Annotated in this window: 23 protein-coding genes; 8 read left to right on the top strand and 15 right to left on the bottom strand. The window is 46.4% G+C overall.

Annotated features, from left to right (window positions below; translation table 11 throughout):
- The first annotated feature begins 39 nt into the window (after positions 1-39).
- The 5 genes from QUB33_RS11080 (at position 40) to glgA (ending at position 4523) form a co-directional block, all read left to right on the top strand.
- Positions 40-324: a hypothetical protein gene (locus QUB33_RS11080; RefSeq protein WP_333350308.1), complete on the top strand. Its 285-nt coding sequence runs from the start codon at positions 40-42 to the stop codon at positions 322-324.
- Between the two features lie 48 nt (positions 325-372).
- Positions 373-1344 (top strand): hydroxymethylbilane synthase, encoded by a 972-nt coding sequence (gene hemC, locus QUB33_RS11075; RefSeq protein WP_333350305.1) that lies wholly within the window; start codon positions 373-375, stop codon positions 1342-1344.
- 357 nt (positions 1345-1701) lie between these two features.
- A complete protein-coding gene (locus QUB33_RS11070; RefSeq protein ID WP_333350303.1) occupies positions 1702-2526 on the top strand; it encodes a trypsin-like peptidase domain-containing protein in 825 nt (274 codons plus the stop codon).
- A 357-nt stretch (positions 2527-2883) separates the two neighbouring features.
- Positions 2884-3054: a hypothetical protein gene (locus QUB33_RS11065; RefSeq protein ID WP_333350301.1), complete on the top strand. Its 171-nt coding sequence runs from the start codon at positions 2884-2886 to the stop codon at positions 3052-3054.
- Between the two features lie 41 nt (positions 3055-3095).
- Entirely contained in the window at positions 3096-4523 is a 1428-nt protein-coding gene (gene glgA, locus QUB33_RS11060) for a glycogen synthase GlgA (protein ID WP_333350299.1), read from the top strand.
- 133 nt (positions 4524-4656) lie between these two features.
- Here glgA and QUB33_RS11055 read toward each other — a convergent pair whose 3' ends face one another.
- The 4 genes from QUB33_RS11055 to QUB33_RS11040 all read right to left on the bottom strand — a co-directional run bounded on the left by QUB33_RS11055 (position 4657) and on the right by QUB33_RS11040 (position 7591).
- Positions 4657-5085 (bottom strand): DUF1824 family protein, encoded by a 429-nt coding sequence (locus tag QUB33_RS11055; protein WP_333350297.1) that lies wholly within the window; start codon positions 5083-5085, stop codon positions 4657-4659.
- Between the two features lie 219 nt (positions 5086-5304).
- The gene (rnc, locus tag QUB33_RS11050) at positions 5305-5997 is read right to left on the bottom strand and encodes a ribonuclease III (RefSeq protein ID WP_333350295.1); all 693 of its coding nucleotides are present in this window, start codon (positions 5995-5997) and stop codon (positions 5305-5307) included.
- A gap of 46 nt (positions 5998-6043) precedes the next feature.
- Positions 6044-7249, bottom strand: coding sequence for a ribonuclease III (gene rnc, locus QUB33_RS11045; protein WP_333350293.1), 1206 nt, complete (start codon positions 7247-7249; stop codon positions 6044-6046).
- Between the two features lie 105 nt (positions 7250-7354).
- Positions 7355-7591 carry an HNH endonuclease gene (locus QUB33_RS11040; protein WP_333297715.1) on the bottom strand — a complete coding sequence of 79 codons (237 nt, stop codon included), beginning with the start codon at positions 7589-7591 and terminating at the stop codon, positions 7355-7357.
- Between the two features lie 631 nt (positions 7592-8222).
- On the opposite strand from QUB33_RS11040, the gene QUB33_RS11035 reads away from it, so the two are divergent.
- A complete protein-coding gene (locus QUB33_RS11035; RefSeq protein WP_006632525.1) occupies positions 8223-8366 on the top strand; it encodes a chlorophyll a/b-binding protein in 144 nt (47 codons plus the stop codon).
- 195 nt (positions 8367-8561) lie between these two features.
- On the opposite strand, the gene QUB33_RS11030 is transcribed toward QUB33_RS11035, so the two are convergent.
- From QUB33_RS11030 to QUB33_RS11000, 7 genes are all read right to left on the bottom strand, one after another.
- Entirely contained in the window at positions 8562-8774 is a 213-nt protein-coding gene (locus tag QUB33_RS11030; RefSeq protein ID WP_333350290.1) for a hypothetical protein, read from the bottom strand.
- Between the two features lie 106 nt (positions 8775-8880).
- Positions 8881-9099 (bottom strand): hypothetical protein, encoded by a 219-nt coding sequence (locus QUB33_RS11025; RefSeq protein WP_333350288.1) that lies wholly within the window; start codon positions 9097-9099, stop codon positions 8881-8883.
- 465 nt (positions 9100-9564) lie between these two features.
- Complete coding sequence (locus QUB33_RS11020) at positions 9565-9957, bottom strand: response regulator (protein ID WP_006632522.1); 393 nt, start codon at positions 9955-9957, stop codon at positions 9565-9567.
- Positions 9958-10316: 359 nt separating this feature from the next.
- Positions 10317-12884 carry a PAS domain S-box protein gene (locus QUB33_RS11015; protein ID WP_333350287.1) on the bottom strand — a complete coding sequence of 856 codons (2568 nt, stop codon included), beginning with the start codon at positions 12882-12884 and terminating at the stop codon, positions 10317-10319.
- Between the two features lie 365 nt (positions 12885-13249).
- Positions 13250-15496 (bottom strand): glycoside hydrolase, encoded by a 2247-nt coding sequence (locus tag QUB33_RS11010; protein ID WP_333350284.1) that lies wholly within the window; start codon positions 15494-15496, stop codon positions 13250-13252.
- A gap of 199 nt (positions 15497-15695) precedes the next feature.
- On the bottom strand, positions 15696-15932 hold the full coding sequence (locus QUB33_RS11005; RefSeq protein ID WP_006632519.1) for a NifU family protein: 237 nt from the start codon (positions 15930-15932) through the stop codon (positions 15696-15698).
- Positions 15933-16211: 279 nt separating this feature from the next.
- Positions 16212-16862: a DUF3386 domain-containing protein gene (locus QUB33_RS11000; protein WP_333350282.1), complete on the bottom strand. Its 651-nt coding sequence runs from the start codon at positions 16860-16862 to the stop codon at positions 16212-16214.
- Between the two features lie 320 nt (positions 16863-17182).
- Between QUB33_RS11000 and QUB33_RS10995 the strand changes: the two genes are divergently transcribed.
- The gene (locus tag QUB33_RS10995) at positions 17183-18721 is read left to right on the top strand and encodes a PAS domain S-box protein (RefSeq protein WP_333350279.1); all 1539 of its coding nucleotides are present in this window, start codon (positions 17183-17185) and stop codon (positions 18719-18721) included.
- Positions 18722-19028: 307 nt separating this feature from the next.
- Here QUB33_RS10995 and QUB33_RS10990 read toward each other — a convergent pair whose 3' ends face one another.
- The 3 genes from QUB33_RS10990 to QUB33_RS10980 form a co-directional block, all read right to left on the bottom strand.
- Positions 19029-19838: a GAF domain-containing protein gene (locus QUB33_RS10990; protein ID WP_333350277.1), complete on the bottom strand. Its 810-nt coding sequence runs from the start codon at positions 19836-19838 to the stop codon at positions 19029-19031.
- A gap of 739 nt (positions 19839-20577) precedes the next feature.
- On the bottom strand, positions 20578-22473 hold the full coding sequence (locus QUB33_RS10985) for an ATP-binding protein (protein ID WP_333350275.1): 1896 nt from the start codon (positions 22471-22473) through the stop codon (positions 20578-20580).
- A 560-nt stretch (positions 22474-23033) separates the two neighbouring features.
- Positions 23034-23261, bottom strand: a complete 228-nt coding sequence (locus QUB33_RS10980) for a type II toxin-antitoxin system CcdA family antitoxin (protein WP_006632513.1) — start codon at positions 23259-23261, stop codon at positions 23034-23036.
- Positions 23262-23589: 328 nt separating this feature from the next.
- On the opposite strand from QUB33_RS10980, the gene lepA reads away from it, so the two are divergent.
- Positions 23590-25404, top strand: a complete 1815-nt coding sequence (gene lepA / locus QUB33_RS10975) for a translation elongation factor 4 (protein ID WP_333350273.1) — start codon at positions 23590-23592, stop codon at positions 25402-25404.
- A gap of 374 nt (positions 25405-25778) precedes the next feature.
- Here the strand turns inward: lepA and QUB33_RS10970 are convergent, their stop codons facing one another.
- A complete protein-coding gene (locus tag QUB33_RS10970) occupies positions 25779-26519 on the bottom strand; it encodes a hypothetical protein (RefSeq protein ID WP_333350271.1) in 741 nt (246 codons plus the stop codon).
- Positions 26520-26577: the final 58 nt, after the last annotated feature.

Genomic DNA, 26577 nt, shown 5'->3' with positions numbered 1-26577 from the left:
AGCTAAGCTAACTCCTCATGTCAACCAGGTTCATCCGGCTTGACCCTAGGTAAATCTTACATCGCCGGCAGCCTTTGCTTCGGAATGTCGATCGCCCCCGTGCAAGCGACGCCCAATGCTGGATGGGAAACATCATCAAGGCTTACGGCTACTGGCGGTCATACGATTTTAGATTTTAGATTGGCAATGGCTTATTATGTAAAGGTTTGGAGCTTGCCTACCGTTGCATCCTTTTTTCACACAGGCGGTCAAAACCTGGTATTTCTATTTTATCGCCCGAATTATCCCAACCAGCAATTAAAGTCCCCACCTGCGGTACGCTAGATCAGGTGAATATATTGGCTGATTTCAAGCTATCCTCCGATCGATCTTATGTCCCCAACCACATCTGCCCCTTCCCGAACCGTTCGCATCGGTTCCCGCAAAAGCCAACTCGCTCTCGTGCAAACCCACTGGGTGCAAGAACAGCTACAGAAACACTTCCCGGAACACACTTTTGAAGTCCACACCATGTCCACCCAAGGGGACATAATTCTTGATGTCGCCCTCGCTAAAATTGGCGATAAAGGACTTTTCACCAAAGAATTAGAAACGGGGATGATTAACAATGAAACGGACTTTGCCGTTCATTCCCTCAAAGATTTGCCTACCAATTTGCCCGAAGGTTTAATTTTAGGATGCGTCACCGAACGGGAAAATCCCGCTGACGCCTTGGTAGTTCACTCCAAGCACAAAGACAAGCAACTCGACACCCTCCCAGAAGGTGCAGTAATCGGCACTTCTTCCCTGCGGCGGCTAGCTCAACTGCGGCACCATTTCCCTCATTTTGAATTTAAAGATATTCGCGGCAATCTCAATACTAGACTCGCTAAATTAGATGAGGGCGGTTACGACGCGATTATTTTAGCAGTTGCCGGCCTCGAAAGATTGGGAATGGGCGATCGCATCCACCAAATTATCCCTGCTGAAATCTCCCTTCACGCCGTCGGACAAGGTGCTTTGGGCATCGAATGCCGCGCTGGAGATACAGAAATCATGGCCGTGATTAAAGCTCTCGAACACTCGGAAACTGCCCAAAGATGTTATGCCGAACGCGCATTTCTGCGGGAATTAGAAGGTGGCTGTCAAGTGCCGATCGGCGTCAATACCAAAATAGAAAACGGTCAATTAACCTTAACCGGAATGGTATCGAGTCTCGACGGCAAGCGATTCGTCAAAGATAGTGTTTCCGGCGCCGCCGAGACTGCTGAAATGATCGGAATTGACCTCGCTCACCGACTGCGCCAACAGGGAGCTAGTGAAATTTTGGAGGAAATATTTGTTCAAGTTCAACGTGGTTCCTAAAACCGATCCGCATCTCTGTGTCAATGCTTTTAGACGCGATATATCGCCTTTTGTAAAATAAAAATAACAGGCGGTTTGCTTTGGCAAAACAGGTAGAGTAGCAGTCTGGTTGTAGATTTTTGATGGGATTTTAGGTAAGACTTGCGCGGTAGATTTCAAAAATATCTGACTAATTTAGGACACTCCGCACGGGTGTTAAGCAACCCGGTTTCTGGTGTAAGTCTCGCTGTATAGCCCAAGATTTATAGTAAAAACCGGTTTTTTTTCGTAAGTCGTATAATTCTTAACCTACCCATCCACAATCTACAATCAAACATCCAAAATTAATCAGCAATTTATTTCAGGTAAAAGCCCAATATGAGCGCTAGAGAAATTCAATTAAAGCTGGAATTGAAAAAGGTTCAGCAACTGTATAGCAAAATGCAGGCAGACCAACAAGCTTTGCAGAAGCAAGTGAAAGAGTTCAAAACTCAAGCAGGAAATTTGTCGGATGTAGTCGAGCAAGTCTTGCCGTCGGTAGTGTCAATTTACGTCATGGATTGGGATACAGAAGAAGAGATTTCTTCTGGAAGCGGGTTCTTTGTATCGCCGGACATAATTGTCACGAACTATCACGTTGTAGAAGATATTGCCGATCAAGATTACTTCTATGAAGAAGATGAAATCGAACAGGTTTTAGTCGAAACTCACGACGGAAAATTGAGATTGGCCGAGGTGGTGTTTACTGGTAATGCTGAAGAAGATTTAGCATTACTCTTAATTAGCGATTTTACCTTCGACCCGAAAACAGGGGAACAAGTGGATTCTCCCCAAGAATATCCTCCCCTAGAGTTGTCTTTTGATGTGAAAGTGGGAGATAGAGTAATTGCTGTGGGCAATCCTTTGGGGCAGTATGCTTCAACTGTAACTCAAGGTATTGTGAGTGCAATTCGCGAACCCGAGGAATATGAAGAAGGCGACGACGAAGATGATGTTGCTGAGGTGAAGGTGTTGCAAACTGATGCGGCGATTAATCCGGGCAATTCCGGCGGGCCGCTGATTAATATGGCAGGTCAAGTGGTTGGGGTGAATACGTGGGGATGGGAAGATGCTGATAATATTAATTTGGCGATCGCCTCTGAAGCTTTGGATGATTTTCTAGCGGGATTTGAGGAGACTTTTGAGGACAATTCTCAGAATTAGTCGGGAGTTATCGGGAGAGCATATCATATTTGTAAAAACACTTCTTGTGGCTCCTTCCTTCTTCTTCTTTCTTCCTGCCTCCTGTCTCCTGTCTCCTGCCTCAAAACTGCAATTTCTAGCTTGGCTGCTTTCATTGAGATGCTCCCGTTGTCCGTAATATGTGATTCGGGCGTTGGCGAAGCCCTCGAAGAGGATCGCTCTTTTTATCAGAGGGGAGGAAAAAGGCGATCGCTATTTCCTTAATTACATACTGATGGCTTTGCGTGCAGTTTTACTAATGCGTAAAGGTGAGCAGAGTGCATACAATTTTTGATGTTTACCGTCCCTCAGAAAGTGACAGATAAATTTGATTAGATCGTGAAAATTCTCGCGGGAAGAGAGTACGGGCGATTGCTCTTTTTTTCACCGCACAGCGACGCGGATGGAAAAAGGGCGATCGCATACTTGAGTAAACTGCGATCGCTACAGCAACTTAGATTTATACTTGTTTTTGGACGGCGCGTTAATATTGTGTCGCTCGCCATTTAAACTTAATCTAGACTAACAATTTCAAGGAACACAAAAAAATAATGCGTATTTTATTTGTATCCGCCGAAGCAGCACCCCTCGCCAAAGTTGGCGGTATGGGCGATGTCGTCGGCGCTTTGCCTAAATTTTTGCGGCGCATGGGACACGATGTCCGCATCTTCATGCCCTACTACGGTTTCATCCCCGACAAAATGGACGTTCCCAAAAAACCTGTTTGGGATGGGTCTGCCATGTTCCAAAGCTTCTCGGTCTTTGAAAGTGTTTTGCCGGGAACCGATGTACCTTTATACTTATTACAACATCCATCTTTCTTGCCGCGCCGCGTTTACGGCGGTTTAGATGAAGATTGGAGGTTCACTTTCTTTGCCAATGCTGCGGCTGAATTTGCCTGGAATCATTGGAAGCCCCAAATTATCCACTGTCATGACTGGCATACGGGGATGATACCTGTTTGGATGAGCCAAGACCCGGATATCAGCACGGTTTTTACTATTCACAATTTAGCTTATCAAGGGCCGTGGCGCTGGCGTTTGGAGCAGATGACTTGGTGTCCTTGGTATATGCAAGGTCACAATACAATGGCTGCCGCAGTACAGTTTGCCGATCGAGTAAATACTGTTTCGCCGACTTACGCCGAACAAATCAAAACCCCAGCTTATGGGGAAACTTTGGAAGGTTTGCTGTCTTACATCGGCGGTAAAGTATCGGGCATTTTGAACGGAATTGATACAGAATCTTACAACCCCGCCACTGACAAGTACCTCCATCAACAATTTAGTGTTGATACTATTGAAAAGCGCCCCGCTAATAAAATTGCGCTGCAAGAAGAAGTCGGTTTGGAAGTGAATAAAAATGCTTTTTTGATCGGCATGGTGACAAGGCTGGTAGAACAGAAGGGATTAGATTTGATAATTCAAATGCTCGATCTGTTCATGGCCTATACCGACGCTCAATTTATTGTACTCGGAACGGGCGATCGCTACTACGAAACCCAACTCTGGCAAATGACAGCCCGCTATCCCGGCCGGATGTCCACCCAACTACTTTACAACGAGGCCCTCTCCCGGCGCGTTTACGCAGGCTGCGACAGCTTCCTGATGCCGAGCCGTTTCGAGCCTTGCGGCATCAGCCAAATGCTCGCCCTCCGCTACGGGTGCGTGCCAATGGTTCGCCGCACCGGCGGTTTAGTCGATACCGTTTCCCACAACAACCCGATCGACAATACTGGTACAGGTTACTGTTTCGATCGCTACGAACCCCTTGATTTGTTCACCTGCATGATCAGAACTTGGGAAGGTTTCCGCTACAAAGATAAGTGGAGAGAACTGCAACAGCGCGGCATGAGAGAAGATTTTAGCTGGGATATTTCGGCCCGGAAATACATCAACTTGTACAGCGATATTTTGGGACTGCCACCCGAAGAAACCGCACCGCAACAAGAGCCGGAATTGAGCGTTGGCAAGGGTTAATTTTAGTAAGGTGCGTCAGTCGGTGTTTGATTCAAATGAATCGAAGGGCGATCGGCTGACACAGCTTACAGCTTAGTAAGGTGCATCAGTCGGTGTTTAATTCAATTTAATCGATCGACTGACTACTGACAAATTAATCAACAAATAAATCGAGAGGTAAATGACCGTAAGTTCCGCTAACTCCACCTTCTGAGGAAGATTGGCACGACACCAAAACGCCCCGGTAAGTTCCGGGATAGCCGTCAACATAATACGAACCCTTCAAAGTATTGAACTTAATATAAACCGAACCAGCAAAGGCCGAGACAGCATTGGGATCTAAAACAGCTTGATATCCCAAAGCTTTTAAATAAGCTTCTAAAGCTAAAAATCCCTCATCCGTCGAAGAAGCACACACTCCCAACATTTGATAATCCGACAAACTTGCTACCAGCAAAATCGCTTGACGGAGGGCTTTTTTTTCGAGGGGCGATGCTACAGATTGCATATCCAGACAAGTGAAATCTTTGAGGATTTGCTGTGCTTCTTCAACAGTTAGAGTAGTCGGGTTGTGAGTAGACATGAATTGCTCTGATATTTCCCAAAATTACGATCGACCATCGGGCACTCGTCAACGAATTTCTGTGATTGCAACCCTCAATCGACGGCGGTAACACTTACGCAAGTCTTGATTATAGCCCATTGTGTGCTTTGGCAATCAATTCGGGCGATCGTCTTCGAGGGCTTCGCCAACGCCCGTATCGCACAAAAAAGCTAGTAGTTTTTACCCATGTTTTCAAGTTTAGATCAGTCCGGGTTTTTTCAGCTTTGCTAGGGCATCTTCTGCCGCATTTTTCTCAGCATCTTGTTTGCGACGACCCCTGCCAACACCGTACATTTTACCGCTGACATACACTTCAGCAGTGAACTCTTTGGCATGATCCGGGCCTTCCTCATCAATGATTGAATATTCGGGGTTTTGACCGAATTTTGCCAGAGCCCACTCCTGAAATCGATTTTTAGAGTCTACAAGGTTTTTTTGCCCAGCATCGGACTGAGGGTAAATCATACTATCAGCAACTGGAATAAACAGCTTTTTAACAAAGGCGCGGACAGGTGTAATGGTTGAGTCGAGATAGTACGCACCAATAATCGCTTCAAAAGTATCGCAAAGCAAAGAGGGATTTTGGCGACCTTTATCTTGTTCTGCCCCTTTTCCCAGGCGCATTAACTTGCCTATACCTAGTTGCTCAGCAAACTTTGCTAGCTGATTCTGATCGACTAATCCAGAGCGCAACCGAGTTAATTGAGCTTCGCTAAAATCTTCATAGCGCTTGTACAAGACTTCGCCAACTAGATAACCTAGCAGGGCGTCGCCGAGGAATTCGAGTCGCTCGTTGTGTTCGCCTGCTTCTGGGTGTTCGTTAACGTAGGAACGGTGAGTGAGCGCGCGAATGAGGAGTGATTCATTTTTAAATTTTGGAAGTTTGTACATTTTTATGTCTTGACTTGCTGGGAAATTAATAGCATCGAAAACGTCTCTATATTAGCCGGACTTTTTTTAGTGCGACTTCAGCAGCACGTTTTTCAGCTTCTTTTTTACTGCGACCGCTACCTTGACCGTATACTTGTCCATTTATACGCACTTCCACAGTAAATTCTTTAGCGTGATCTGGCCCTGCCTCCTGGATTGTGATGTATTGAGGGGTAATTGGCCCGATCTTCTGGTGTACACATTCCTGAAGCTGATTTTTCGGGTCTCCAGGAATGTTAGAGTCCGGTTCTGACCCAGAAGAAATAAGTTCTTCCACTACTGGCGTAAATAGCGGTTCTACAAAATCCCGGACAGCCTCAATGCCAGAATCGAGAAAGTACGCGCCGATAACAGCTTCAAAAGTGTTACTAAGCAGCGTGTTCTTCGTTCTTCCTCCACTTGTTACTTCACCGTTGCTTAACCGCATCCATTTGCCAATGTCGAACTCGCTCGCAAACTTCGCTAACTGTGCCTTATCTACTAACGCAGAACGTATGCGAGTCAGTTCACCCTCACTTTTATTTGAATAATCACGATAGAGATACTCAGCGCTCAGGAAAGTTAACAAGGCATCACCGAGAAACTCTAGTAGCTCGTTGTCTTCACTTGCTTCTTTCGGATTTTCAAAAAGAAATGATCGGTGAGTAAGTGCCTGATTTAACAGAGAAGCATCCTGAAAATTTAGTGTTTGTAGTAATTCTGCTAAACTTGCTCTACAGCGAGATTCTTCAGCAGAAGAACTTTTAGTTTCGTGACGAGTTTGCTCTTGAGCAACAAGAAGTCGCATGACATCTTGTTTTTGCTTTTCTACTTCTTTAATATCTGCCTCAGAGGCAGATATAGCTTTAAGTAGTTTTGCAATACTGCCGAGAGCGCGATAGGTGTCTTCACTGGAAAATGAGGAATTGTGCGCCCAATTATTGCGGACTTCTATAAGTTCAATCACTAGAGCATTTTCAAAAGGAGTTAGATGCCTTTTGAAGACATTATCCCACTGCTTTGACATGACTGATAACAGGGTCAAAACATCTTCACGGAGAATATTATCTATTATTTTTCTTTTGGGTATTTTATTGTTGACCAAGCAATCTTGAGCCTTTGCCAGCCAGCGCTCTCCGTAAAATGCTTGCATTTGTTGTTCCACATAAGGGTACAATCTCTGACAGAGAAAGTTTAAAGCATTGCCAACTCGTTCGTTATTGTTCATAGCCATCTTTGTTATTTCCTTCTCTCGATCGCTTAGGGTAGATTATGGTTTTTTATTTCCGGGTCAAACCCGGTTGATTTGAAAAACCGGGTTTGTGAATTGAGATGTTACCTATAGACAATTACCCCTTACCCAGTTTGGAGGGTAGAGACTGTTTCCGCGAGACTGGTTGCATGAAAGACAAGCAAGTCGTAGATTTTCTAGACTGTCAGATCCACCCCGGCTTCTGGGCCGCAAGTGTTCGATAGTCAGTTGATTTTCTGGAAGACATTTACCGCACCACCAACAGTTATGACCATAATCATCGATAAGCTTTTGCTTCTTGTTATGCTTCTGCTTTAGATTCATTTCGGTTTCCTTGTGCTTGTTGTTTACAACTGCGTTGAAACATCAGTGATCCAGCACATAAGGAGTGTTGCTTAAGGATTGGCAAGAGATGAATATTCCCAAATAAATAAGATTTAAAAGTAGGGATTAATGCTACTTCTAATTTACTTATCTTATGTGGATAATTTTCTATCTGGAAATTCATAAATGAGAACAACTCACACTAAGCAAACACTTTTTAGGTGACGCTCGGTGTGAGCTGATGTCTCATCTACCGTATATGTAAAGATTCTTATATGTATACATCTATATGAGATTAATAAACAACTGCAATAGATATTTAGATAAATACTTAGCAATGTTATTTACTAATCACATATTGAAGCATATGTATAAAAAAAGATACATATACGATAGGTGAGACAGCAGCCCACGCTCGGCACTGGAATTTTGATGACCCAATTATGTCGCTCAAGCCTAGCAGACAGCCAAGCTCGATGTCAATCTCCCCCTCCCCGCGAGCACCTCTGGCTGCAGGCCCATCCCGCTTATCTCCGGCATTTGAACAGTAAATGTAAAAATATGTTGCAAACTTGGTAATGCTGTGTTAAGTTTAGTTACCGAAGGTTGAAATTAAACGAGGTTTCTGGTCATGGAAAACAAAGACGCAAAGTTGGGCTTTACTGAGTTCGCTGAAACCTGGAACGGCCGTTTGGCAATGTTGGGCTTCGTTATCGGTCTAGCTACCGAATTCCTCACCGGTCAAGGCATTCTCTCTCAAATCGGTTTAATGTAATCAGCTTAACTGCATACAATAGCTGAAATTCAGTCGGGCGATCGACCCCATCACAAGTACAAAAGCCCCCCCGCTAATAAGTCCCCTTCGCTTCACACGGCAGGGGCTTTTGTATTTTTATTAAAAAATCCAACAAATGACACAATCAAAAATCTTTTCCGTCTCAATATTTATCGCGAGACTAACTCCAGCCAACTAAGCAATTCCTACCGAATTTAAAATCTTCAGTTTAGGAGTCAAAGCCTGATGTTTCACCAAACCGTCTCCTTTGTGAGTTCCCGCACTGTTACCTAAAATCATCTCCGACAGATCCGGCATTTCCTGCCAGCAGTGCGAGCAGAACCAATAAACGCGATTGTGGCGAGCGTGGCGGAGCAATTTAGAGGAGCAACAAGGGCAACTATTCATGATATTTTAAACCTTCTTTCAGATAATGCAGCGATAACCGAATCATTACAAAGATTGACGAGTGCCGGTGCATCTCAACTTCAGACACCAAAATAAAAAATCTCTTTCACTCACAACTTTGAGCGTTTCGCAAGTAGAACTTTTGGAGACCCAACAGCAACACCACAATCAGAAGCTGAACGCTCCAAGGAGCCCAAGAGAAACCCCAAATAAAACAACCCAGCCCGGCCCAAGCTACAAGAACAAAAATATCTTGAGAGGTTTGCCAGTAAATCCAGACTGCTGTCAGAGAAACTATTAGTAGCAAAATGTAAGCTGAGGGCATAGTCGTCTTCTCCCAATGTGTCTGCCAACAGTCAGGAGCGATCCCTGACCTTCTGTTTTAACTTAAAACTAAAACCTGAAGAACTTATGAAGACGAGCCAGTTGTTACAAAAAGTAAAATAACCCTGCCAGCTTATATTTTCCCGATAAATCAGTAAGAATACTGAGCTTATGGCTGAGGCCGAATCCGGTTAAATGAACGCCCTAGAAATAGGGACTTAGGCATCACCTATTTGTGTCAATTTCACCTCAAAGATCGGCAGGGTTGAAACGCCTCTGCGGGACTGCGGTTTTTAGTCTTAAGCTGACAGGACGAAAGGTACGGCGCCTAAGTCGCTACATATATCCTGTCCGATGGCCCCGATTGGATCTAAGGAACCATACCAAAGAAACCAAGTTTTTTTAGCTCTCTTTGCCTGCAAAACTACTGCTTAAAAAGCTGCACAATTCAAGGCGGGCGATCGATCTATTCTTGCTCCCAGCCCAAAGCCTCAGCGACCTGAGCCGCCAAAAACATCGGTTCAAAAGGCTTAGCAATCACGCTCACCACCCCCAAATCCGCGAACATCCGCCTGTCCCCAGCCAGAGCCTTAGCTGTCAATAAAATTACCGGAATGTGCTGCGTCGCCTTATTAGCTTGTAACTGTAGAAAAGTAGTAGGCCCGTCTTGATCGGGCATCATCACGTCCAATAGAATAGCATCAGGCTGTTCGGCAAGAGCCTTAGCAACGCCCTCGCGGCCCGAACTTGCTGTCAGGACTTCCCAGCCCCCCACCACCTCAAGACTGACTTGAGCTACTTCCCGAATATCTTCCGCATCGTCAATAACCAAGATGCGCTTGGCAGTCAAAATTAACATTTTTTTAGGAATGAGAACTGATCACAGATTAGAGGCGAAATGTGAATATTTTGTAAAGCGAATTTTCTTACCTGATCGGACTTTACAGTAAATTTTCAAAACTGTATAGCAGATGTTGAAGAAAGAAGGAAAAAGGAAGACCTAAGTTGCCATCGACAGGCAGGGTTTCAACTAAGAACGTCCTAACCGTCTGGCGCGGTTGCTGTAAAATATCCCACCCAAAAAAAGCCGCTTTTCGACCTCAAATCCCGCTTTTTGCCTGCTGTGCCCAAACAGCAGAAGAGGCTGAGATTGTTTGATCGAGTCATCGACAAACAATCTGCACAAAATCAGTAACTTTGGGTACACCTGGGTAGAAATTAACTTTCAGTTGCAAGCCCCTCCCTGAGAAGTGGCAGACTTAAGAAAAAAGTGCTGCCCTCCCCCAAAACGCTCTCCACCCACATCCGCCCCCCGTGCTGCTGCACGATACTGCGACAAATAGCCAGCCCCAAACCAGTACCTCCCTTCTGGCGAGAATCAGAAGCATCAACCTGTTGAAAGCGTTCAAAGACCATCTCCAGTTTGTCTGGCGGAATACCCCGCCCTTGGTCTTTCACAGCAATCACGATGTACCACGAGCTCGGAACTAGCAAGTGCGGAGGCGCGGTGGCAGAGTCAGGAGACAACAAAGACGGAGACGACACCGACTTGTGCGCTGCTTTTTCTGCCAAATCCAGATTGTGGGTCAACTCCCCGCTCAGCCAAACCGTCGCGCCAGAAGGAGAAAATTTTATAGCATTACTGAGTAAATTTGTCAAGGCTTGAATTAGCCGATCGGGAACAGCTTGCAATTGCGCCCCCACAGGCTTCACCGACAGAGTAACTCCCGCCTGCTGAGCCATTCCCTGCATCTCGTCAGCCGCCTGCAACATCAGGTCAGCCACATTGCAAGTTTGTTTGACGGCAGTGCTGTAACTTGACTCCATCCGCTCTAAATCTAGGATGTCGTTGACCAAGCGCACCAACCGGTCAGTGTTAGTGACAGCAATCTCCAGCATCCGCTTGGCTTTCTGGGGGTAAGCGTCAAGCAGGCCGCTGTTGAGGAGGCCGAGAGCGCCGTGAATCGAAGTCATGGGCGTCCGCAGTTCGTGGCTGACAACAGAGATGAATTCATCTTTCATGCGCTCGACGGCAAGCCGCTCCGTGATATCTTTAAAAGTCACTACAGCTCCAATAATTTCGCCTTCTTCTCGCATCGGAGCGACAACGTACTCAACCGGAAAACTGCTCCCGTCTCGCCGCCAAAAAACCTCATCGGTGACGCGCCGCGCCTCTCCGTCTTCCAAGGTGGCTAAAATTTGAGAACTTACCCGGTTTCGCAGCAGTTTGCCCGCCTGCTGTGCGGCGCAGTTTGGGACAAGTTCAGAGCCTGAATTGATATCTGTTGCAGGTGACAGTTGCTCGATCGCCCTTGAGCATTCTTCCTGTGAACGGTGTAAGCTTTCATAGAGTGGTCGATCGATCAATTGCTTCGATTCACACCCAGCCATTCTCACCGCCGCAGGATTGACAAAAGTTACTTTTCCCTCTTTGTTCAACCCACAAATTCCTTCTCCTGCGGAGAACAAAATCATTTCTGTTTGGTGGCGGAGTTGTTCAAAGGCTTTTTCGACTCGCTTGCTGTCGCTGATGTCGCGAGAGATTGTCGAAACCCCTGTTACCGCTCCAGTGGCGTCTTTAATCGGAGAAATCGTCAGGGACACATCTATCTGTTGACCGTCTTTCCGCAAGTGCACGGTTTCGTAATGGTCGATGCTGGCTCCCGCCCTAATATTTTCCAATATTTGAGGCATTTCCTTGGGGCGTTCGGGTATGGCTAAAATCTCGATCGACTGCCCCTTGATTTCCGAGGCACAGTAGCCGTAAATCTTCTCTGCTCCTGCGTTCCAGCTCTGAATTGTCCCGGCGAGGGTTTTGCCTACGATGCCGTCGTCGGAAGACTCTACAATCGATGTCAAGCGCACGAGTTCGTCTCTAGTTTGCTTGTGTTCGGTAATGTCGCGACCCAAAATCACTATACTTTTGCGTCTGCCGTCGGGGTGAAATACAGGTACTTTAATCACATCGTAGATTTTCACAGTACCGTCCGATCGGGGAATCACTTCTTCTCCCCTAGAAAGCTCACCTTTTTCCCACGCTTCTCTATCGCTCACCTCGCAGGCCTGTAGGGGTTCGCGGTAAAAACTGCTGAGTTCTCCTAGCTGAGAATCCTTGAGGCCGCGGTAGTCTATCTTTTCTAGCTCGAACACTTCCAATAGGGCTTGATTTGCCTCCTGCCACCTGCCCTCGCCATCTTTGAAGCAGACAATATCTGGCATGGCATTGATCAGCGAGTCGAGATAGGAATTTTCTCGCAGTGCAGTTTCTACCTCGGCCCGCTTGGCGATTTCCCGTTGCAGGTTTTCGTTTGCCGTTTGCAGCGAGTCCTTTAACAAACTTTCTGTAAAAGTTCTTTCTTTAATTACTTCCTGAAGTCTGTGGAGTTCTAGCGACAGCCGCCTGCGGGCCAACAAATTTTCTACCCGCAAGTGCAGTTGGGCGGGTTCGACGGGACTTACTATCAAATCGTCTATTGTGCGTTCGAGTTGTTTTGCCTGCTGCGAAAAGGGCTGCTCAAAAAGAGCAGGCGTTTGGGATTTACTAACAAGCAAGAACGGTAAAAATATCGGCTCGGCGGCAGCTTTTAATGATTCTACCAGCGGCCCGATGCGATATAAATTTGCCTCGTCGAGAATGCACAAGTCAAAAGCGATTTGGGGAAAGGGAAAGTCGGAGTTTGGATCTAAACCGCGATCGAGTGCGCTCACCTCATGCTCGGTGTTGAGGTGGGCGAGTGGCAAATTAAGTTGTTGGTGGCGATCGACCAAGAGTAAAATGCGGCTCATTAGTGTGTTAATTTCCCCATGACTAATGATATGATGTACGGTAAATCAACCATTATACGGTTTGTAGTGAGGACTTCAGTTCTCTTGTTTATGAGGACTGAAGTCGTCACTACAAACAAATTTTATAGCCCTATATCGACCGGACGATATCGAAAGGATAAAGGCATTAGGCAGCCAGAGTAGAAGCCCATATGCAATAAAAGTTGATAATTATTTAATTGTTTGTTCGTTCACAAAATGACTGATGACTGTTGACTAATTCAGTTAGGGGGGCGGGTTTATAGGTATTTGGGTTTGCTGTTCTATTTTGTTTGTTAAACCCGCCCCTACAGCCTAATGACTAATGACTGATGACTAATGACTTTTTACGGCATTCCGATCGCAATCAAAGCATCTTCCGGCATACAGGTAGAGTAACGCTCCCCTTCCGATAAAACTGCAATCAGCCTCACCTGCCAGTCGGGCATAATCTGCAAATCCGCCCAGGGCACTGCTATCTCCAAACATTTATCCAATCCCACTTGGGCCCGGGTGAGGCGCGGCTGCCACTCATCGCCCTCTCCTGCTTCGTGAAACGCAATCGATTTCGTCAGCAAATTAATCTCTAACTGATGGTGGAATCGGTAGTTTAGCGGTGCTTCGTCGGGCAAACCCGACAGCGGAATCACACTGTTATTCATCGTGCGATCGGGATAAAACCAGAACAAATTTAACTCAGGAGGGCAATCAATTCCCGGCCGCACCCCTGCCTTAAAGTCGGCGCGAATGTAAAAATTCAAGTGGTCAACCCCGTACCAAAGCCGCTGAATTGCCGAACTCCGGTGCATCGTACCCCTTGCTCCCCCAACTTCAATCCGGCCGGCTTTGTCCCAATCCTGTTCGTTGCCGATACCGTCAATCACCGGGTGAATAAAGCTCAGCGGCAGGTGGTCGCCTTGAACCTCGTGCACCTCTACTTGTCGCCGCACTTCCGGGGGTACGGGCTCGCCGAGAGCTTCGTAAATCCCCGCTACGTGTTCGCGAAATAGCTGGTCGAACATGGCATCTTGGTTCGACGTGTGGCCTTCGCCAAACCACCAGAACCAGTCGGAACCTTCGGCCGCATAAAGCGCTTCCCAAGCTTCTGGGTTGCTTTCTTCTGTGGCCTCTGGATGGTTTGCCAGCATTTGTCTGGCGGGCCCTAATATGTCCCAAGCGCGATTTTTCGCGGGATCGCCGATCCAAGTTGTGAGGGAACCGTCCACCCAGGAACCGGTGTGCAGTTGGGCTGCGGGAATTGTTTCGGTTGCTGGGAATTGGTCGAGAAATTCTGAGACTGTGACTAATTTTATATCTGGATTATCGCTGAGAGTTTGATAGAGGGATTCTAAGAACGGTTTGCCGTCTTGGGGATAGAATTCCCAGCAATTTTCGCCGTCTAGGGCGATCGTAACTAACCAGGGATTTTCTAAAGCGGTTTGGCCGTCGGACTGTCGGTGTTTGAGAGTTCTGCCGATCGCTTCTAAGTGTCCCACTAAATCTGATGCTGCTTTTTCCGGTTCCATCGAACCGTAGGTAAACCCGATCAAATCGGACAATCTGTGGTCTCTAAATACTATAGCTAAATCGCCGTCAGGAGTTTCTAAACGGTAAGGGCGATATAAGAATTCTGGTTCGTAGACATTCCCTGTCGCGTCGCGGTTGAAAAAGTGTTTAATTGTCCACCCCAATACTGCTTCGTCCGAGACTATCCATTTAAAGCCTTGTTTGGCAATGTAGGGCAAAATTTCCGGGCTGACTGCTTGTTCCGACGGCCACAAACCGCGCGGTTGGCAATCAAACCGATCTTCATACATTTCCCAGGCTTTTCTCAGGTGTCGGGGAATATCTTCTTCCCACTGAAACCTGTGTTGTGGCAGGGTCATGTTTGGAATGGCTATGCGGCCGCCATTAGTGTCGGCAAGCAGCGGTAAAATCGGGTGGGTGTAGGGGGTTGTGGAGACTTCCAACTGTCCCTCAGCTTGCATTTTACGGTGCTGGGGAATGATGCGCGCGAGGATTTCTTTTTGTTTTGAGTAGATGTTTTTTCTGTCTACCAAACTAAAATTTTGTCCTTGTTTCAGCCACCCTGCAATCTCGGGGTCGTCCCAAAACAGCGGGTCAATCCAAGCTAAATTGTGCCAGGCCAACAAGTCGCTAAAATCCTGCAATTTCCAGTTTCCCAAACACCACTGAATGCCTTTTTCTTGCCGCTGAGTGTAGAGTTGAGCGTAGCGGGGGTGTGGCTGAATCAGGGTGTGGTAATTGGCGTCAAAGAAGTGTTCTAAAATGAACTCTTGTTCTTCGATATTTAAAGTTTCTGTTGGCTTTAATGTCACCGCCAAGTAAGGGTCTAATGCTCTGTCTGCGATGCAGTCTTCTATCTGTAAAATCAAGGAAGGAACCAAGTTTACAGTTTGATGCAGGTTGGGATATTTTGCCAGCATTAGCACTAAATCCAAGTAGTCTTTGACTCCGTGCAAGCGCACCCAAGGCAGTCGGTACTGGGCTGCTCCTGCGCTACCTGATACTCGGGATTTGTAGAGTGGTTGGTGTTGGTGCCAAATGAAGGCTACATAAAGGGGGTGAGACATTGAATTTGGTAATTGGTAATTGGTAATTGGTAATTGGTAATTAAATTTGGTAATTGGTAATTAAATTTGGTAATTGGTAATTAAATTTGGTAATTGGTAACAGTCAACAGTCAACTGGTAATAGGTAACAGTCAACTGTCAACTGTCAAACGTCAACTGGTAACAGTCAACTGCCAACTGCCAACTGCCAACTGACTAATTACATTACCTGTTCGACTTCGGCAATTTCTGGGATAGCCTCGCGCAGGCGACGTTCAATGCCCATTCTCAGAGTCATTGTGGAACTCGGGCAAGAGCCACAAGCTCCTTGCAGTCTCAGGTGTACCACTGGGCCGTCAATTTCTACGAGTTCGACGTTGCCACCGTCGGATATCAGGTAGGGGCGCATTTCATCGAGAACTGTTTCGACGTTATCTCTGGTTAGTGCTAGTGTCATATTTCGCCTCTGTGATGATTTCTTGCAGTTGATGAAAGTTCGATTTGACTCAAGGACAGCATTCTCAACCGCGCGAGATTTAAGAAACCGGGTTTCTTGAAAAAAGACTTGCGTACTCAGATGAGCTGGCTGCAGGAAACCCGGTTTCTGTCACGCTGATGCTCGATCAGAGTTCGCTCTCTCGTTCGATCGTAGCGTTACTTGCTGCCAAATCAAGTTGATTCTGATACGTTATCCAAAAAAACCCGTTTTATTTAAGAAATTGGGTTTTCGATCGCGCTACACTACTGCTGGTTCTAGCAGTTTGACGTTGGAGTAGTTGAACTCGGTTGTTGTCAGTTGACCTTTTTCTTTTGCTCGAACTACTTGCTTTGTCATGACATAATAGTCGCCTATCTTCTCAAAGGTATCTTCAAATTCGAGTTCTCTGATGATTTCGTCTGTTTGGGGGTTGCGGAAAACGGCATCGTAGTGGGTGGCCAAAGAACCTTCGGGTGTCTCTAAGCTTTTGTGCGTGTCAATTACGAAAGCCATGCGGCCCATCACCCGGCTGACTTGACAAATTGAGAGACCTCGGATTTTATAATTCGATCCCATTGAGTCGCCTTGCACCAAGATGTCCACAGCGTCAGTGCTGTCCTTCTCGCCTAGGGTAAAGGTATTTTTGCCGTGAGATTTTTCAAATGTCGAGCGTTTGCGGTGGGTGACAATATCGCGCATTTGGGTGTAGACGCTTTGCTGCACTTCCTCATCTTCAATGCCGCTGACTTCCACGCTCATGTCGGGTTTGATGGAAACATGACCCGTATATACTTCGTCGCCCTGTTTGAGTTCAATATCGGCACTGTAACCGGGAAAATTGGCATCCCAGGTATAGCGGTGTTCGTAAGCAGCGCGAAACAAATCGCGAGCGTTGGCTTGCTCTGTCATAAATCCCTCTTTCTCTTGACACCCATCTAGTTTAGCTTAACCGCGAGAAGCCCCACATTCACTGGGTAGGGGAGTTACCCGCACTCCTGGCGAGCACTTGTTGGGGGTGCTGCTGGGCTGGCAATTAGGGCGCAACAAGAATTTACTTTCTCTATCGGTTGCTATGATTTGAAGATAAAGTCCCAAAATGCCTGGTTATTGAGAGCGCGATGGGTCGATCGCCAGACACCAGTCTTAGTTATGGGTTATGTTGAAAAAACTTGTGTCCGCTTTTTAGGGGTTGCACCCGCAGGCAACTATTAGATTCCCCCCTTAATAAAATGCTAGAAACTGTCTACAAACACTTAGAAACATTGCAGGAACAAGCTAGGGAATTGCCACAGCCGCAACAGGCAGTTTTCACAAAAATTTTGGAAGATTTATCAAATTCTCTACAGGAAATGGCAGGCAGTCGCTTGTTTGAAAGCGCAACAAATAACGCGGCCAAGCTGGTTGAAAGTGAAAAAAATAATCGCCTCTTGGAACGCACTGTGGCCCAGCAAGTAGGGCAAATCAGACAGCTACGAGAGCAGTTGGAAAAACAAATCAGCCAGCATCGCAGGGACACTCAAGCATTAACTAAAAGTGAAGCAAAACTGCAAGCTATGCTGCGTAATTCTCCCGATCTAATTAGCATTGTTGGCTCGGATGGGCGAGTTCGATACCACAGCGGAGCTCTACAGCGGCTTTTGGGTTACAACCCAGAAGAAAGAATTGGCAAATTTCACGGCGAGTTAATCCATCCAGACGATTTGCTGGCTTGGCAGACGTATTTTGGTAAGTTGTTAGAATCTCCAGGAATTGGGGGGGCAATCGAATATCGGAAACGCCACGCTGACGGTTCTTGGATCTACATGGAGTCGATAGGTAACAGTTTGCTTTACGATTCTAGCGTGCAGGGAATTATAATTAATTCGCGGGAAATAGGGGAACGAAAGCAAGCGGAAATTGCCGTCCGAGAGTCGGAGATCCACTACAGAGTTATGTCGCAAATTACTTCGGATTTTGCCTATTCTTTTAAAGGACTGCCCGACGGCAAGTTCGCCTGCGAGTGGGCGACAGAAGCTTTTGAGCGCTGCACGGGGATCGTTCCTGAAGAATTAGAGTCGTTTGGTTGGTGGAACTCCGAAGTCGTTCATCCCGACGACAGGGAAATGTTAATTAAACAATTAGAAGGCTGTACTTTCAGCCGCACTGGAGCTAATGAGTATCGCATTATTAATCAAAAAGGCGAGGTGCGCTGGGTGCGGGACTACTGGCAAGTGGTGTGGGACAAAACTGCTGAACGGGTTGTCCGTTTGTGGGGCGCTTGTCAGGAAATTACCGATCGCAAGCAAGTAGAATTGAAACTGCAACTCGTTAACCAAGTTTTGCAAGCCCAGATAGCATCGGCGCCGCTGGCGATTAACTGTACCAGCAATGACGGCAATACCGTTGTTTGGAACCGCGCCGCCGAACAACTTTTTGGCTGGACTGCGGCTGAGGTTTTAGGGAAACCTTTACCGAATATTCCTGAAGGCCAAAAGCAAGATTTTTACGCGCTGCTAAAGTCTGCGTCTAATGGCAAACCGCAAAACGGTTTGGAAATATCTTTGTTGAAAAAAGACGGTAGTTCGATCGATGTTTGGCTTTGGGCCGCACGGGTGCGAGATGCGGGCGGCCAGACTGTCGGCAGTATCAACATATTTTCCGATCTTTCAGAACGCAAGCGCATAGAGGAAGAGCGCCAAAAACTAGCAGCGATGAAAGATATGGAGGAACCTTTTTGGGCGCGCTATGTCAGCCCTCCAAAAACTCCGAAAAAAAAGGGCAGTGGGTAATTCTATCAAGCACAAGTTAAAATCATTAAAAGGGCGAAAGTGCAATCTTATGCTTGCAATATCCTTTCCGATCAAATAACCTATTTGATGGGAGTCGTTCGAGCAGACATAATATGATAAATACACCGGGCTACTACGTGCAGTAGTTGCTATTGTGTACTGTGTAAAACTATAATTCCCTAAAAATAATTGATGAACCAGCTACCGAATTTAGTGAGGGAATCTATCGATAAAGTGTCAGCTTTTTCCAGGGTAAAACTTGTGGGCGCGGTAAATATTAGACTTGCTAAATACGCCACTAGAAGGTTTACTGATGCCCAGGTTTATCCTGACTCCTGAAATTGGCTAACTCTGCGTGAGTTTGGCAAGCTTCACTTAACTCAATGTAATCTAAGATATTGGAAATTACCTTAGAAAGGTGGATAGCCGAACGGTGAGCTTCTTGGATAAAATCTCTCTCCTCTACCGGATCGTCAGCTTGATCGTCTATGGTTAGTTGTAGATAACCGATGATGTGATTTAGGGGAGTGCGGAGCTCGTGGGACGCCTTCAACAAAAATTGCTTTTTGAGCTGGGATAGTCCTTGTACTCGCTTGCTGCGCTCTTGATAGAGGGTGGCGAGGGCGATCGCACTTCCTACTTGCTCGGCAAGTTCTTGTGCGAATTCGATCTGCGATTGAGTCCAAGGTCGATCGCTCTTACCCTTCCGCGACGATCGGCCCTTGGACTGATGCAAGCTAATTATGCCGTTAGCTTGCTGTTGATAAGCCGTAGCCACCACTAGCAGCGACTGCGGCCCAAAAGGGTCATTGGCTGCAAAGGACTCTACTACCACCGGTTCGAGGGTGGCTATAGCTTGAATGAAATGAGGTGCTGCTGTGAGGGAAATTTCCATTCCCAGCATGGGTAAAAATGGTTTTTGGCAGTATTCAGCAGCTACTTTGACTTGCAGGCTAGAACTTTCATAGGGACAAATGATGCAGCGGCTGACGCCTAGTGTTTCTCCCAGACTGTTAACTGTTTGCTGCCAGATGCTATCGAGATCCAAGGTTCGACGAATCTTTCTGCCAATTTGGAGTAAAAGTTTTTGCGATTGAGGTGATATTTGCTGATTCATAGCAACCCTTTTTCTAATAGACTGGCAAAAGTTTACCATTCTGCCAACAGAGCAGGAATTTACTGAATTTGCCAGCCTGCCGCTGGCCGACTTAGGGATTACGTAATTCTACTTAAATCTTCCCACACGCCGTTAAACATTACTAAGTAGTTTCGGTGTCTTTACAAGATCTTTATGGTTTTCCCAGAGAACTGAGAGCGTCCAGTATGCTTAATAATCCTTTACAGTAGGGGGTTGGGAAGCTGAATCAGTCGTATAAGCTGGCATTAAGTTTTTGTAAAGCTGGCGGTGTGCGCGGGTTTACTCGGATCTGTGAGATCCCGGCGCACAAATAAAGATGAGCTTTGTTATCCGTACCCCCCGGATTCCATTGATGCGAATTCTGGGTGGGGTCGGAAGTGGCGGGGGCGATCGATCTCAGTTGCAAGCACCCAAGGAGGGAGATTGGCGATGGACAAAAGTTAAAATTGATACAGGGACGATCGAACTGTGTTGTAAGATAATTATCAATTATCGATGACCTTTATTCACGAAACGGAACTCACAGATACACGAATATAGCGATTTTTATAAGTAACGTACAGTTTGGTAATTGGTAAGAAAGCTGGCGAGTACCTCACGAAAGTTTAGAACCGCTATAGCTGTTTTTTTCCTGATTCCTGATTGTCTCTTGCTTCTTGCTTCTTGCTGATTCCTTCAACGTCCAGATAATCGATTACCGATGATTGACGGCCGATGATTAATTTTTAAATAGTGGTTCTTGATAAAGCGGCACCGTAAAAGTAACAGTCGCTCCCAGCCCTTCCCCCATACTGTAAAAATTTACTGTACCCCCCATTGCTTCTACCAGTTTTTGAGAAATAGCCAATCCCAAACCTGTGCCGCCGTATTGCCTGGTACGAGCGCCGTCCACCTGAAAAAACGACTCAAATAATTTATCCTGCTTGTCGAGAGAAACGCCAATGCCAGTATCAGCAACTCTGATTTTCACCATTCCGGGGAACTGCTGGTTGTGAACTGTCACCTTTTTCTTAATAACCTCGGCACTGATGCGAATTCCCCCTTCCCCGGTAAATTTAATCGCATTGCCCGTGAGGTTCAAGATTACCTGAAGCAGGCGTTGGTAGTTGCCGTACACAATAATCTCGTCCTCCACAGGGGGTTTTTGGATTTGAAATTGCAATCGCTTTTGCTCGACTTGAACCCGTGTAAAATTCTCAACTTGTTGCAACAGTTCACCGAGTTTGACGGGAGCGAGGTCTAACTCCATTTTGCCAGCTTCGATTTTAGCGACATCCAAAATATCGTTAATCACATTGAACAAATGTACTGCTGATCGGTAAGCTTCTTCGATAAATTGGTGCGCTTCTTCGGGGTCATCTGCCATGCCGTCCATAAGCAGTTTTAGGAAGCCAAGGATGCCGTTGAGGGGGGTGCGGAGTTCGTGAGAAGTATTAGCAAGAAATTGACTTTTAAGTTGGGAAAGAGCCACGGCTTCGGCGCGGGCCTGTTCTAATTCTTGGTAAAGTGTAGCGTGGGCGATCGCACTGCCGACTTGAGCGACTAACTCGCGGGCGAATTCGAGTTCGACATGACTCCATTTCGGGGAACTGCCGCAGCGGTGCAAACATATCAGTGCATTGGGTTGGTCTTCATAGGAGGTAGCTGCTACGAGTACGGAATGGCGGTGGAAGGGATCGGCGGCGGGGGAGGCGTAATCGACTGCTACTGGTTTTAAGGTGGCTAAAGTTTGAATCCACCCTGGCTGTTCGGCTGCGCGCAGTTCTAATCCCAGCATAGAAGAGTAAGCTTCTTGGCGGTACTCAGCTACTACTTTAAAAGTTTTCGATTGGAGATTTTCGATTTGAGCTGCAGAAAGCGGGGGCGAGAGGTCGCTAGCTATTGACTGTTGTAATTCGGCTGCTGCGGTCGATTTTTGCTGATTTTCCGAGGCAAGGAATGGGGAGGTTTCGAGATTTTCGCTGTCTTTTTTGTAGGAACAGATGATGCAGCGACTCGCGTTCAAAACTTGACCCAAGCTGTTAACAGTTTGCTGCCAAATTGTGTCTAAATCGAGGGTTTTGTGCAGGTTTTGAGCGATTTGGGAGATGACTTTACGGTCGATTTCCGAGTAGGGAGGGAGCGATCGAGCGGGGATACGGCTCGCTGGAAGCGACATTAGTTGGCGGGCGTCCCAAGGGGACGGCAAAGCTCGATAGAGCATGAATTCTGGGGAGTCGGGCCGTTTGTCTGTGGGTTTGTCAGACAGCAGCCTTCCCATAACTAAGACTTTTGCAGCTTTGCCGTTTGAGTCGATCACCGGAGTGAGTGTCAAATCGAAGAGAAAATATTGTCCGGCGTGGCAAAATGGATAGCTGAACCTTTGGGGTACGAGGGTTTCGAGTACCCGCCGCAGGATATCGAGATAAGGCGCAGGGGCGAGGGGTTGCAGGGTTTCGCTGAGAGGGCGATCGACAATTTGTTCTGCTGTAAGGTTGTACTGCTCGGCTTTTTGCCAGTAAAAAGATAGATATCGACCAGAGGCGTCTTGGGTAAATACTAATTCTGCCCCTAACTCTTGAAAAAAAACTGTAGAGGCGAGGCTCGATCGCCGGAAATCTGTGTTAGAGTCCATCAGAGTAGGGGATGAAAGTAGTTCGGATTTCGGAGTATTGAGTTTTTAATAATGAACTCAAAACTTCCCATTTTTTGGGACTTCTACTGTTAATTTGTGAGTTATTAATTAAAAAGTTGTTGGCTTTTTAATTAAAACATTAATAGCTCAAAACTCACAACTGGCAAAAAAATTAGGCTTCTACTGTTGACTTTTGAGTGATTAATCAACTCATCAAATATTAATTCTTTAATTCTGAACTCAACTCACAACTCAAAACTATTCGTTCTCAGCCGTTTTGGGTAATTTAAAGATAAAATTTAAGATTGAGAAATTAGGAATCTGCACCGATTAACTATCTAGTGTGAAAATTACGCCAAAATATGAGGCTGCGAACAACTCTAGTCAGGGAATGGCTCACGCATTTTTTCCCTCACCTGAAATAGTTCCGAGGTTGTGATTTAGCCGAGTTCACTCGCCCACCACCTGTAGCTTTAGCCACGAAATCTGCAGGAGATCGCCCCCGCGATCTAAATTTCACAGCCCGCAGATTTGCGCGCGCCGCCTGGGGCGAGATCGCCTCAGTCGTTCCACTCACCGCGTGGCGGGACTGGGGGGTTGCGACGCAAACCCAGAGCCAGTTCGTCTTCGCGGCGCTCGCCTCTGAGCCACTGCTTGATTGCTGTTTCAATGACTTTGCTGGGGTCATTCGTCAAGTGCTTAATTTGGTCTAGCAGTTCAGAATCGATATGGATAGACAGTTCGACTTTTTCTGACGAACTGTGGGAAGGTATTCTTGATTCGCTCATAGTTTAAAAATCCTAGTTTTAATTCTTAAGTTTCAATTCTTTTGATGACAACCGACTGGACTAGATATTGGAAGTCCCTGATTTGCACCCAACCTTTCCTCAACCGCTTAACCGCTTTCTGTACAATGAGAGAGAGAAAAGTTTTTTCCTTTTGGGTGTCCGGGCTCGTTTGGACACTTGAAAGGCTAATAACTGATACTCTTGAGGTTTGCCTCAGTTGTGGTTTCATCTCAATCCCCAGTAAGAGGTTGAAGTAAGCACTCTACTCTTGCTTGTGTGATCATACAACAAAAAGTATCCTTTGCCGATTAGCTCTTCGATAAAAAACATGACTAACGTCCCTGTATCTCGCATTCGTAATTTTTCGATTATTGCTCACATCGACCACGGAAAATCCACCTTGGCCGATCGCCTGTTGCAGGCGACTGGGACTGTGCAAGCACGGGAGATGAAGGAGCAGTTTTTAGACAATATGGAGCTCGAACGCGAACGCGGCATTACGATCAAGCTGCAAGCGGCTCGGATGAATTACACTGCCAAGGACGGTCAGGAGTACGTGCTCAACCTGATCGACACTCCCGGACACGTGGATTTTTCTTACGAGGTGTCGCGATCGCTCGCTGCTTGCGAAGGGGCGCTGCTGGTGGTAGACGCATCTCAAGGCGTAGAAGCACAAACCTTGGCAAATGTCTACCTTGCCTTGGGAAATAATTTGGAAATTATTCCAGTTTTAAATAAAATTGACCTGCCGGGGGCAGAACCGGAACGGGTAAAAGGGGAAATTGAAGAAATTATCGGTCTGGACTGTAGCGGGGCGATTGAGGCTTCGGCTAAGGAAGGAATTGGTATAGATGAGATTTTGGAGTCGATCGTCGAATTGGTGCCGCCGCCGCAGGATACTGTTGACAAACCGCTGCGGGCGCTAATTTTTGATAGTTATTACGACCCTTATCGCGGGGTAATTGTGTATTTCCGGGTGATGGACGGAAGTGTCAAAAAGGGCGATCGAGTTTTGTTGATGGTTTCGGGTAAGGAATATGTCATCGATGAATTGGGCATCCTTTCACCGACTCAAGTTCAAGTAGACGAACTGCACGCCGGGGAAGTGGGTTATCTGGGCGCGGCAATTAAAGCAGTAGCTGATGCTCGCGTCGGCGATACGATTACTTTGGTCAAAAAGCCTGCACCGGAGCCTTGGCCGGGTTATACAGAGGCAAAGCCGATGGTTTTTTGCGGCTTGTTCCCGATCGATGCTGACCAATTTCCCGATTTGCGGGAAGCTTTAGAAAAACTCGAACTCAACGATGCGGCGCTTTCTTACGAACCGGAAACTTCGAGTGCGATGGGATTTGGTTTCCGCTGCGGTTTCTTGGGTTTGCTGCACATGGAAATTGTGCAAGAAAGACTGGAGAGAGAATACAATTTGGATTTGATTGTTACGGCTCCTTCTGTGGTTTATCAAATCACAACAATTAAAGGGGAAGTGTTAACAATCGACAATCCCAGCCACTTGCCAGAGCCTCAGTATCGCGAGAAAATTGAGGAACCTTATGTGCGGGTAGAAATGCTGTCGCCAGAAACTTATGTGGGCGCGCTGATGGAACTGTCTCAAAGTCGGCGGGGCATTTTTATGGATATGAAGTATCTGAGTCAAGGCCGAACTACGCTGGTTTACGAGTTGCCTTTGGCGGAAGTGGTGACTGACTTTTTCGATCAGATGAAATCGCGATCGCGCGGCTATGCGAGCATGGAGTATCACATAATTGGCTACCGCGAAAATCCGTTGGTGAAAATGGACATTTTAATTAATGGCGATCCGGTTGATGCTTTGGCGATGATCGTACACCGGGATAAGGCTTATAATGTGGGCCGCGGATTGACTGAAAAACTCAAGGAGTTGATTCCCCGCCATCAATTTAAGGTTCCCATTCAAGCGACTATTGGCGCGAAGGTGATTGCTTCGGAACACATTCCGGCTTTGCGGAAGGATGTGTTGGCGAAGTGTTACGGCGGTGATATTTCGCGGAAGAAAAAGTTGCTGCAAAAGCAGGCGAAGGGTAAGAAGCGGATGAAGTCTGTGGGTACTGTGGATGTGCCGCAGGAGGCTTTTATGGCTGTGCTGAAGCTCGAGCGAGATTCGTAATCTGTGTGGTTTTTTGTCAGGAACAGGCAAGATGCCTGTTCCACAAAGAGTCTGTTTTTTTGTAGTTGTTTGCAGTCATCTAGAACAAGCAAGATGTCTGTTCCACAAAGAGTTTGTTTTCTTGTGGGATGGGCATCTTGCCCGTCCCTGTGGAAGCTCAGAAACGGGGTTTTTTTACGAAATACTTCGTTACACACGGTAAATTCGGTAAAAAACCCGGTTTCTTTGTCGGAGTGCGTCCAGCACTGTTTAAACCCAGATAAATATAAAGAGTTAGGGAAGTTAGATTAAGACCGATTCCCTACGGGATAACTACGCTTCACGCACTTTTGGACATGAAGGGCGATCGCACTTCCATCAAAAGCATGACACGACTACACGCGAAACTCTTTTACCAATCCAAGAGCATAATCTACGGCTGCTTTTACAGCCCTTGAAGCCTTGGGGGAAATTGCATCTTCGAGTAAGCTATCAATGTGCTTTAAAAGTTCACTTTCAAAGTCAATCCAGAAAAGAGTCTTATTGTTGTTCAACCATAGTAAGGCTGTTCTATTACCCGTATATTGGAGAGAACGCCAAGACACCCCGGGATTATCATTTCCCTGTTTTTGAGAGGATTTATCATTAATTTCATACCCAATTCTTGTTCTTCCTTGAGCATCCTTATAAGTCCGAATAGTAACATCATCCTGTGGAATGGGAGGAAGATGCTCGTATATTTCTTTAGTAACAGCATCAATCCCTGGAGTGAGAGAAATGATTGTTTGCCACACCGATTTATTCTTTTCCCATCTGGCAGTATCTACAACCGCCGGAGTAATTTCTATTAAACCTACACCAAACTGACGCAAATAATCACCTGAATCCCCCAGCTTACCAACAGGTAAACGGTGAGTTTCATCCAGAAAAACTGCGACTTTTTCTCTAGGCTTACCATCTTTGTTTTTGGGTAAATTCGGCCCAACTCCCAAAACTTGACTTAGCAAGGAATCCCAGAAAAGAACGCCAACTATCTCTGAACTAGGCTTGTTTAGGGGCTGGCTAACAATCACCAGTGAGCGCTTGTAGAGTATGTCATCAATTGTTACAGCGGTTCCCGCTGTTATGAGGTACAATTAAGAATAATAAAATATCATTGTGTAATCAAAGCTAATGAAAGCATATTCACTCGAT

Origin of the sequence: Microcoleus sp. B3-A4, from assembly GCF_036705385.1 — a bacterium.
GTDB lineage: Bacteria > Cyanobacteriota > Cyanobacteriia > Cyanobacteriales > Microcoleaceae > Microcoleus.
Note: the sequence above shows the minus strand (reverse complement) of the source record. Positions and strands in the feature narration are given on the sequence as shown.

Coding starts and splice junctions, on each gene's coding strand:
- QUB33_RS11040 (WP_333297715.1), bottom strand. CDS start 7,591: ATGAATCTAAAGCAGAAGCATAACAAGAAGCAAAAGCTTATCGATGAT.
- QUB33_RS10995 (WP_333350279.1), top strand. CDS start 17,183: ATGCTAGAAACTGTCTACAAACACTTAGAAACATTGCAGGAACAAGCT.
- QUB33_RS11055 (WP_333350297.1), bottom strand. CDS start 5,085: ATGTCTACTCACAACCCGACTACTCTAACTGTTGAAGAAGCACAGCAA.
- QUB33_RS11010 (WP_333350284.1), bottom strand. CDS start 15,496: ATGTCTCACCCCCTTTATGTAGCCTTCATTTGGCACCAACACCAACCA.
- QUB33_RS11015 (WP_333350287.1), bottom strand. CDS start 12,884: ATGAGCCGCATTTTACTCTTGGTCGATCGCCACCAACAACTTAATTTG.
- hemC (WP_333350305.1), top strand. CDS start 373: ATGTCCCCAACCACATCTGCCCCTTCCCGAACCGTTCGCATCGGTTCC.
- QUB33_RS10990 (WP_333350277.1), bottom strand. CDS start 19,838: ATGAATCAGCAAATATCACCTCAATCGCAAAAACTTTTACTCCAAATT.
- glgA (WP_333350299.1), top strand. CDS start 3,096: ATGCGTATTTTATTTGTATCCGCCGAAGCAGCACCCCTCGCCAAAGTT.
- QUB33_RS10980 (WP_006632513.1), bottom strand. CDS start 23,261: ATGAGCGAATCAAGAATACCTTCCCACAGTTCGTCAGAAAAAGTCGAA.
- QUB33_RS11035 (WP_006632525.1), top strand. CDS start 8,223: ATGGAAAACAAAGACGCAAAGTTGGGCTTTACTGAGTTCGCTGAAACC.
- rnc (WP_333350293.1), bottom strand. CDS start 7,249: ATGGCTATGAACAATAACGAACGAGTTGGCAATGCTTTAAACTTTCTC.
- QUB33_RS11005 (WP_006632519.1), bottom strand. CDS start 15,932: ATGACACTAGCACTAACCAGAGATAACGTCGAAACAGTTCTCGATGAA.
- QUB33_RS11025 (WP_333350288.1), bottom strand. CDS start 9,099: ATGCCCTCAGCTTACATTTTGCTACTAATAGTTTCTCTGACAGCAGTC.
- lepA (WP_333350273.1), top strand. CDS start 23,590: ATGACTAACGTCCCTGTATCTCGCATTCGTAATTTTTCGATTATTGCT.
- QUB33_RS11070 (WP_333350303.1), top strand. CDS start 1,702: ATGAGCGCTAGAGAAATTCAATTAAAGCTGGAATTGAAAAAGGTTCAG.
- rnc (WP_333350295.1), bottom strand. CDS start 5,997: ATGTACAAACTTCCAAAATTTAAAAATGAATCACTCCTCATTCGCGCG.
- QUB33_RS11030 (WP_333350290.1), bottom strand. CDS start 8,774: ATGAATAGTTGCCCTTGTTGCTCCTCTAAATTGCTCCGCCACGCTCGC.
- QUB33_RS11000 (WP_333350282.1), bottom strand. CDS start 16,862: ATGACAGAGCAAGCCAACGCTCGCGATTTGTTTCGCGCTGCTTACGAA.
- QUB33_RS10985 (WP_333350275.1), bottom strand. CDS start 22,473: ATGGACTCTAACACAGATTTCCGGCGATCGAGCCTCGCCTCTACAGTT.
- QUB33_RS11020 (WP_006632522.1), bottom strand. CDS start 9,957: ATGTTAATTTTGACTGCCAAGCGCATCTTGGTTATTGACGATGCGGAA.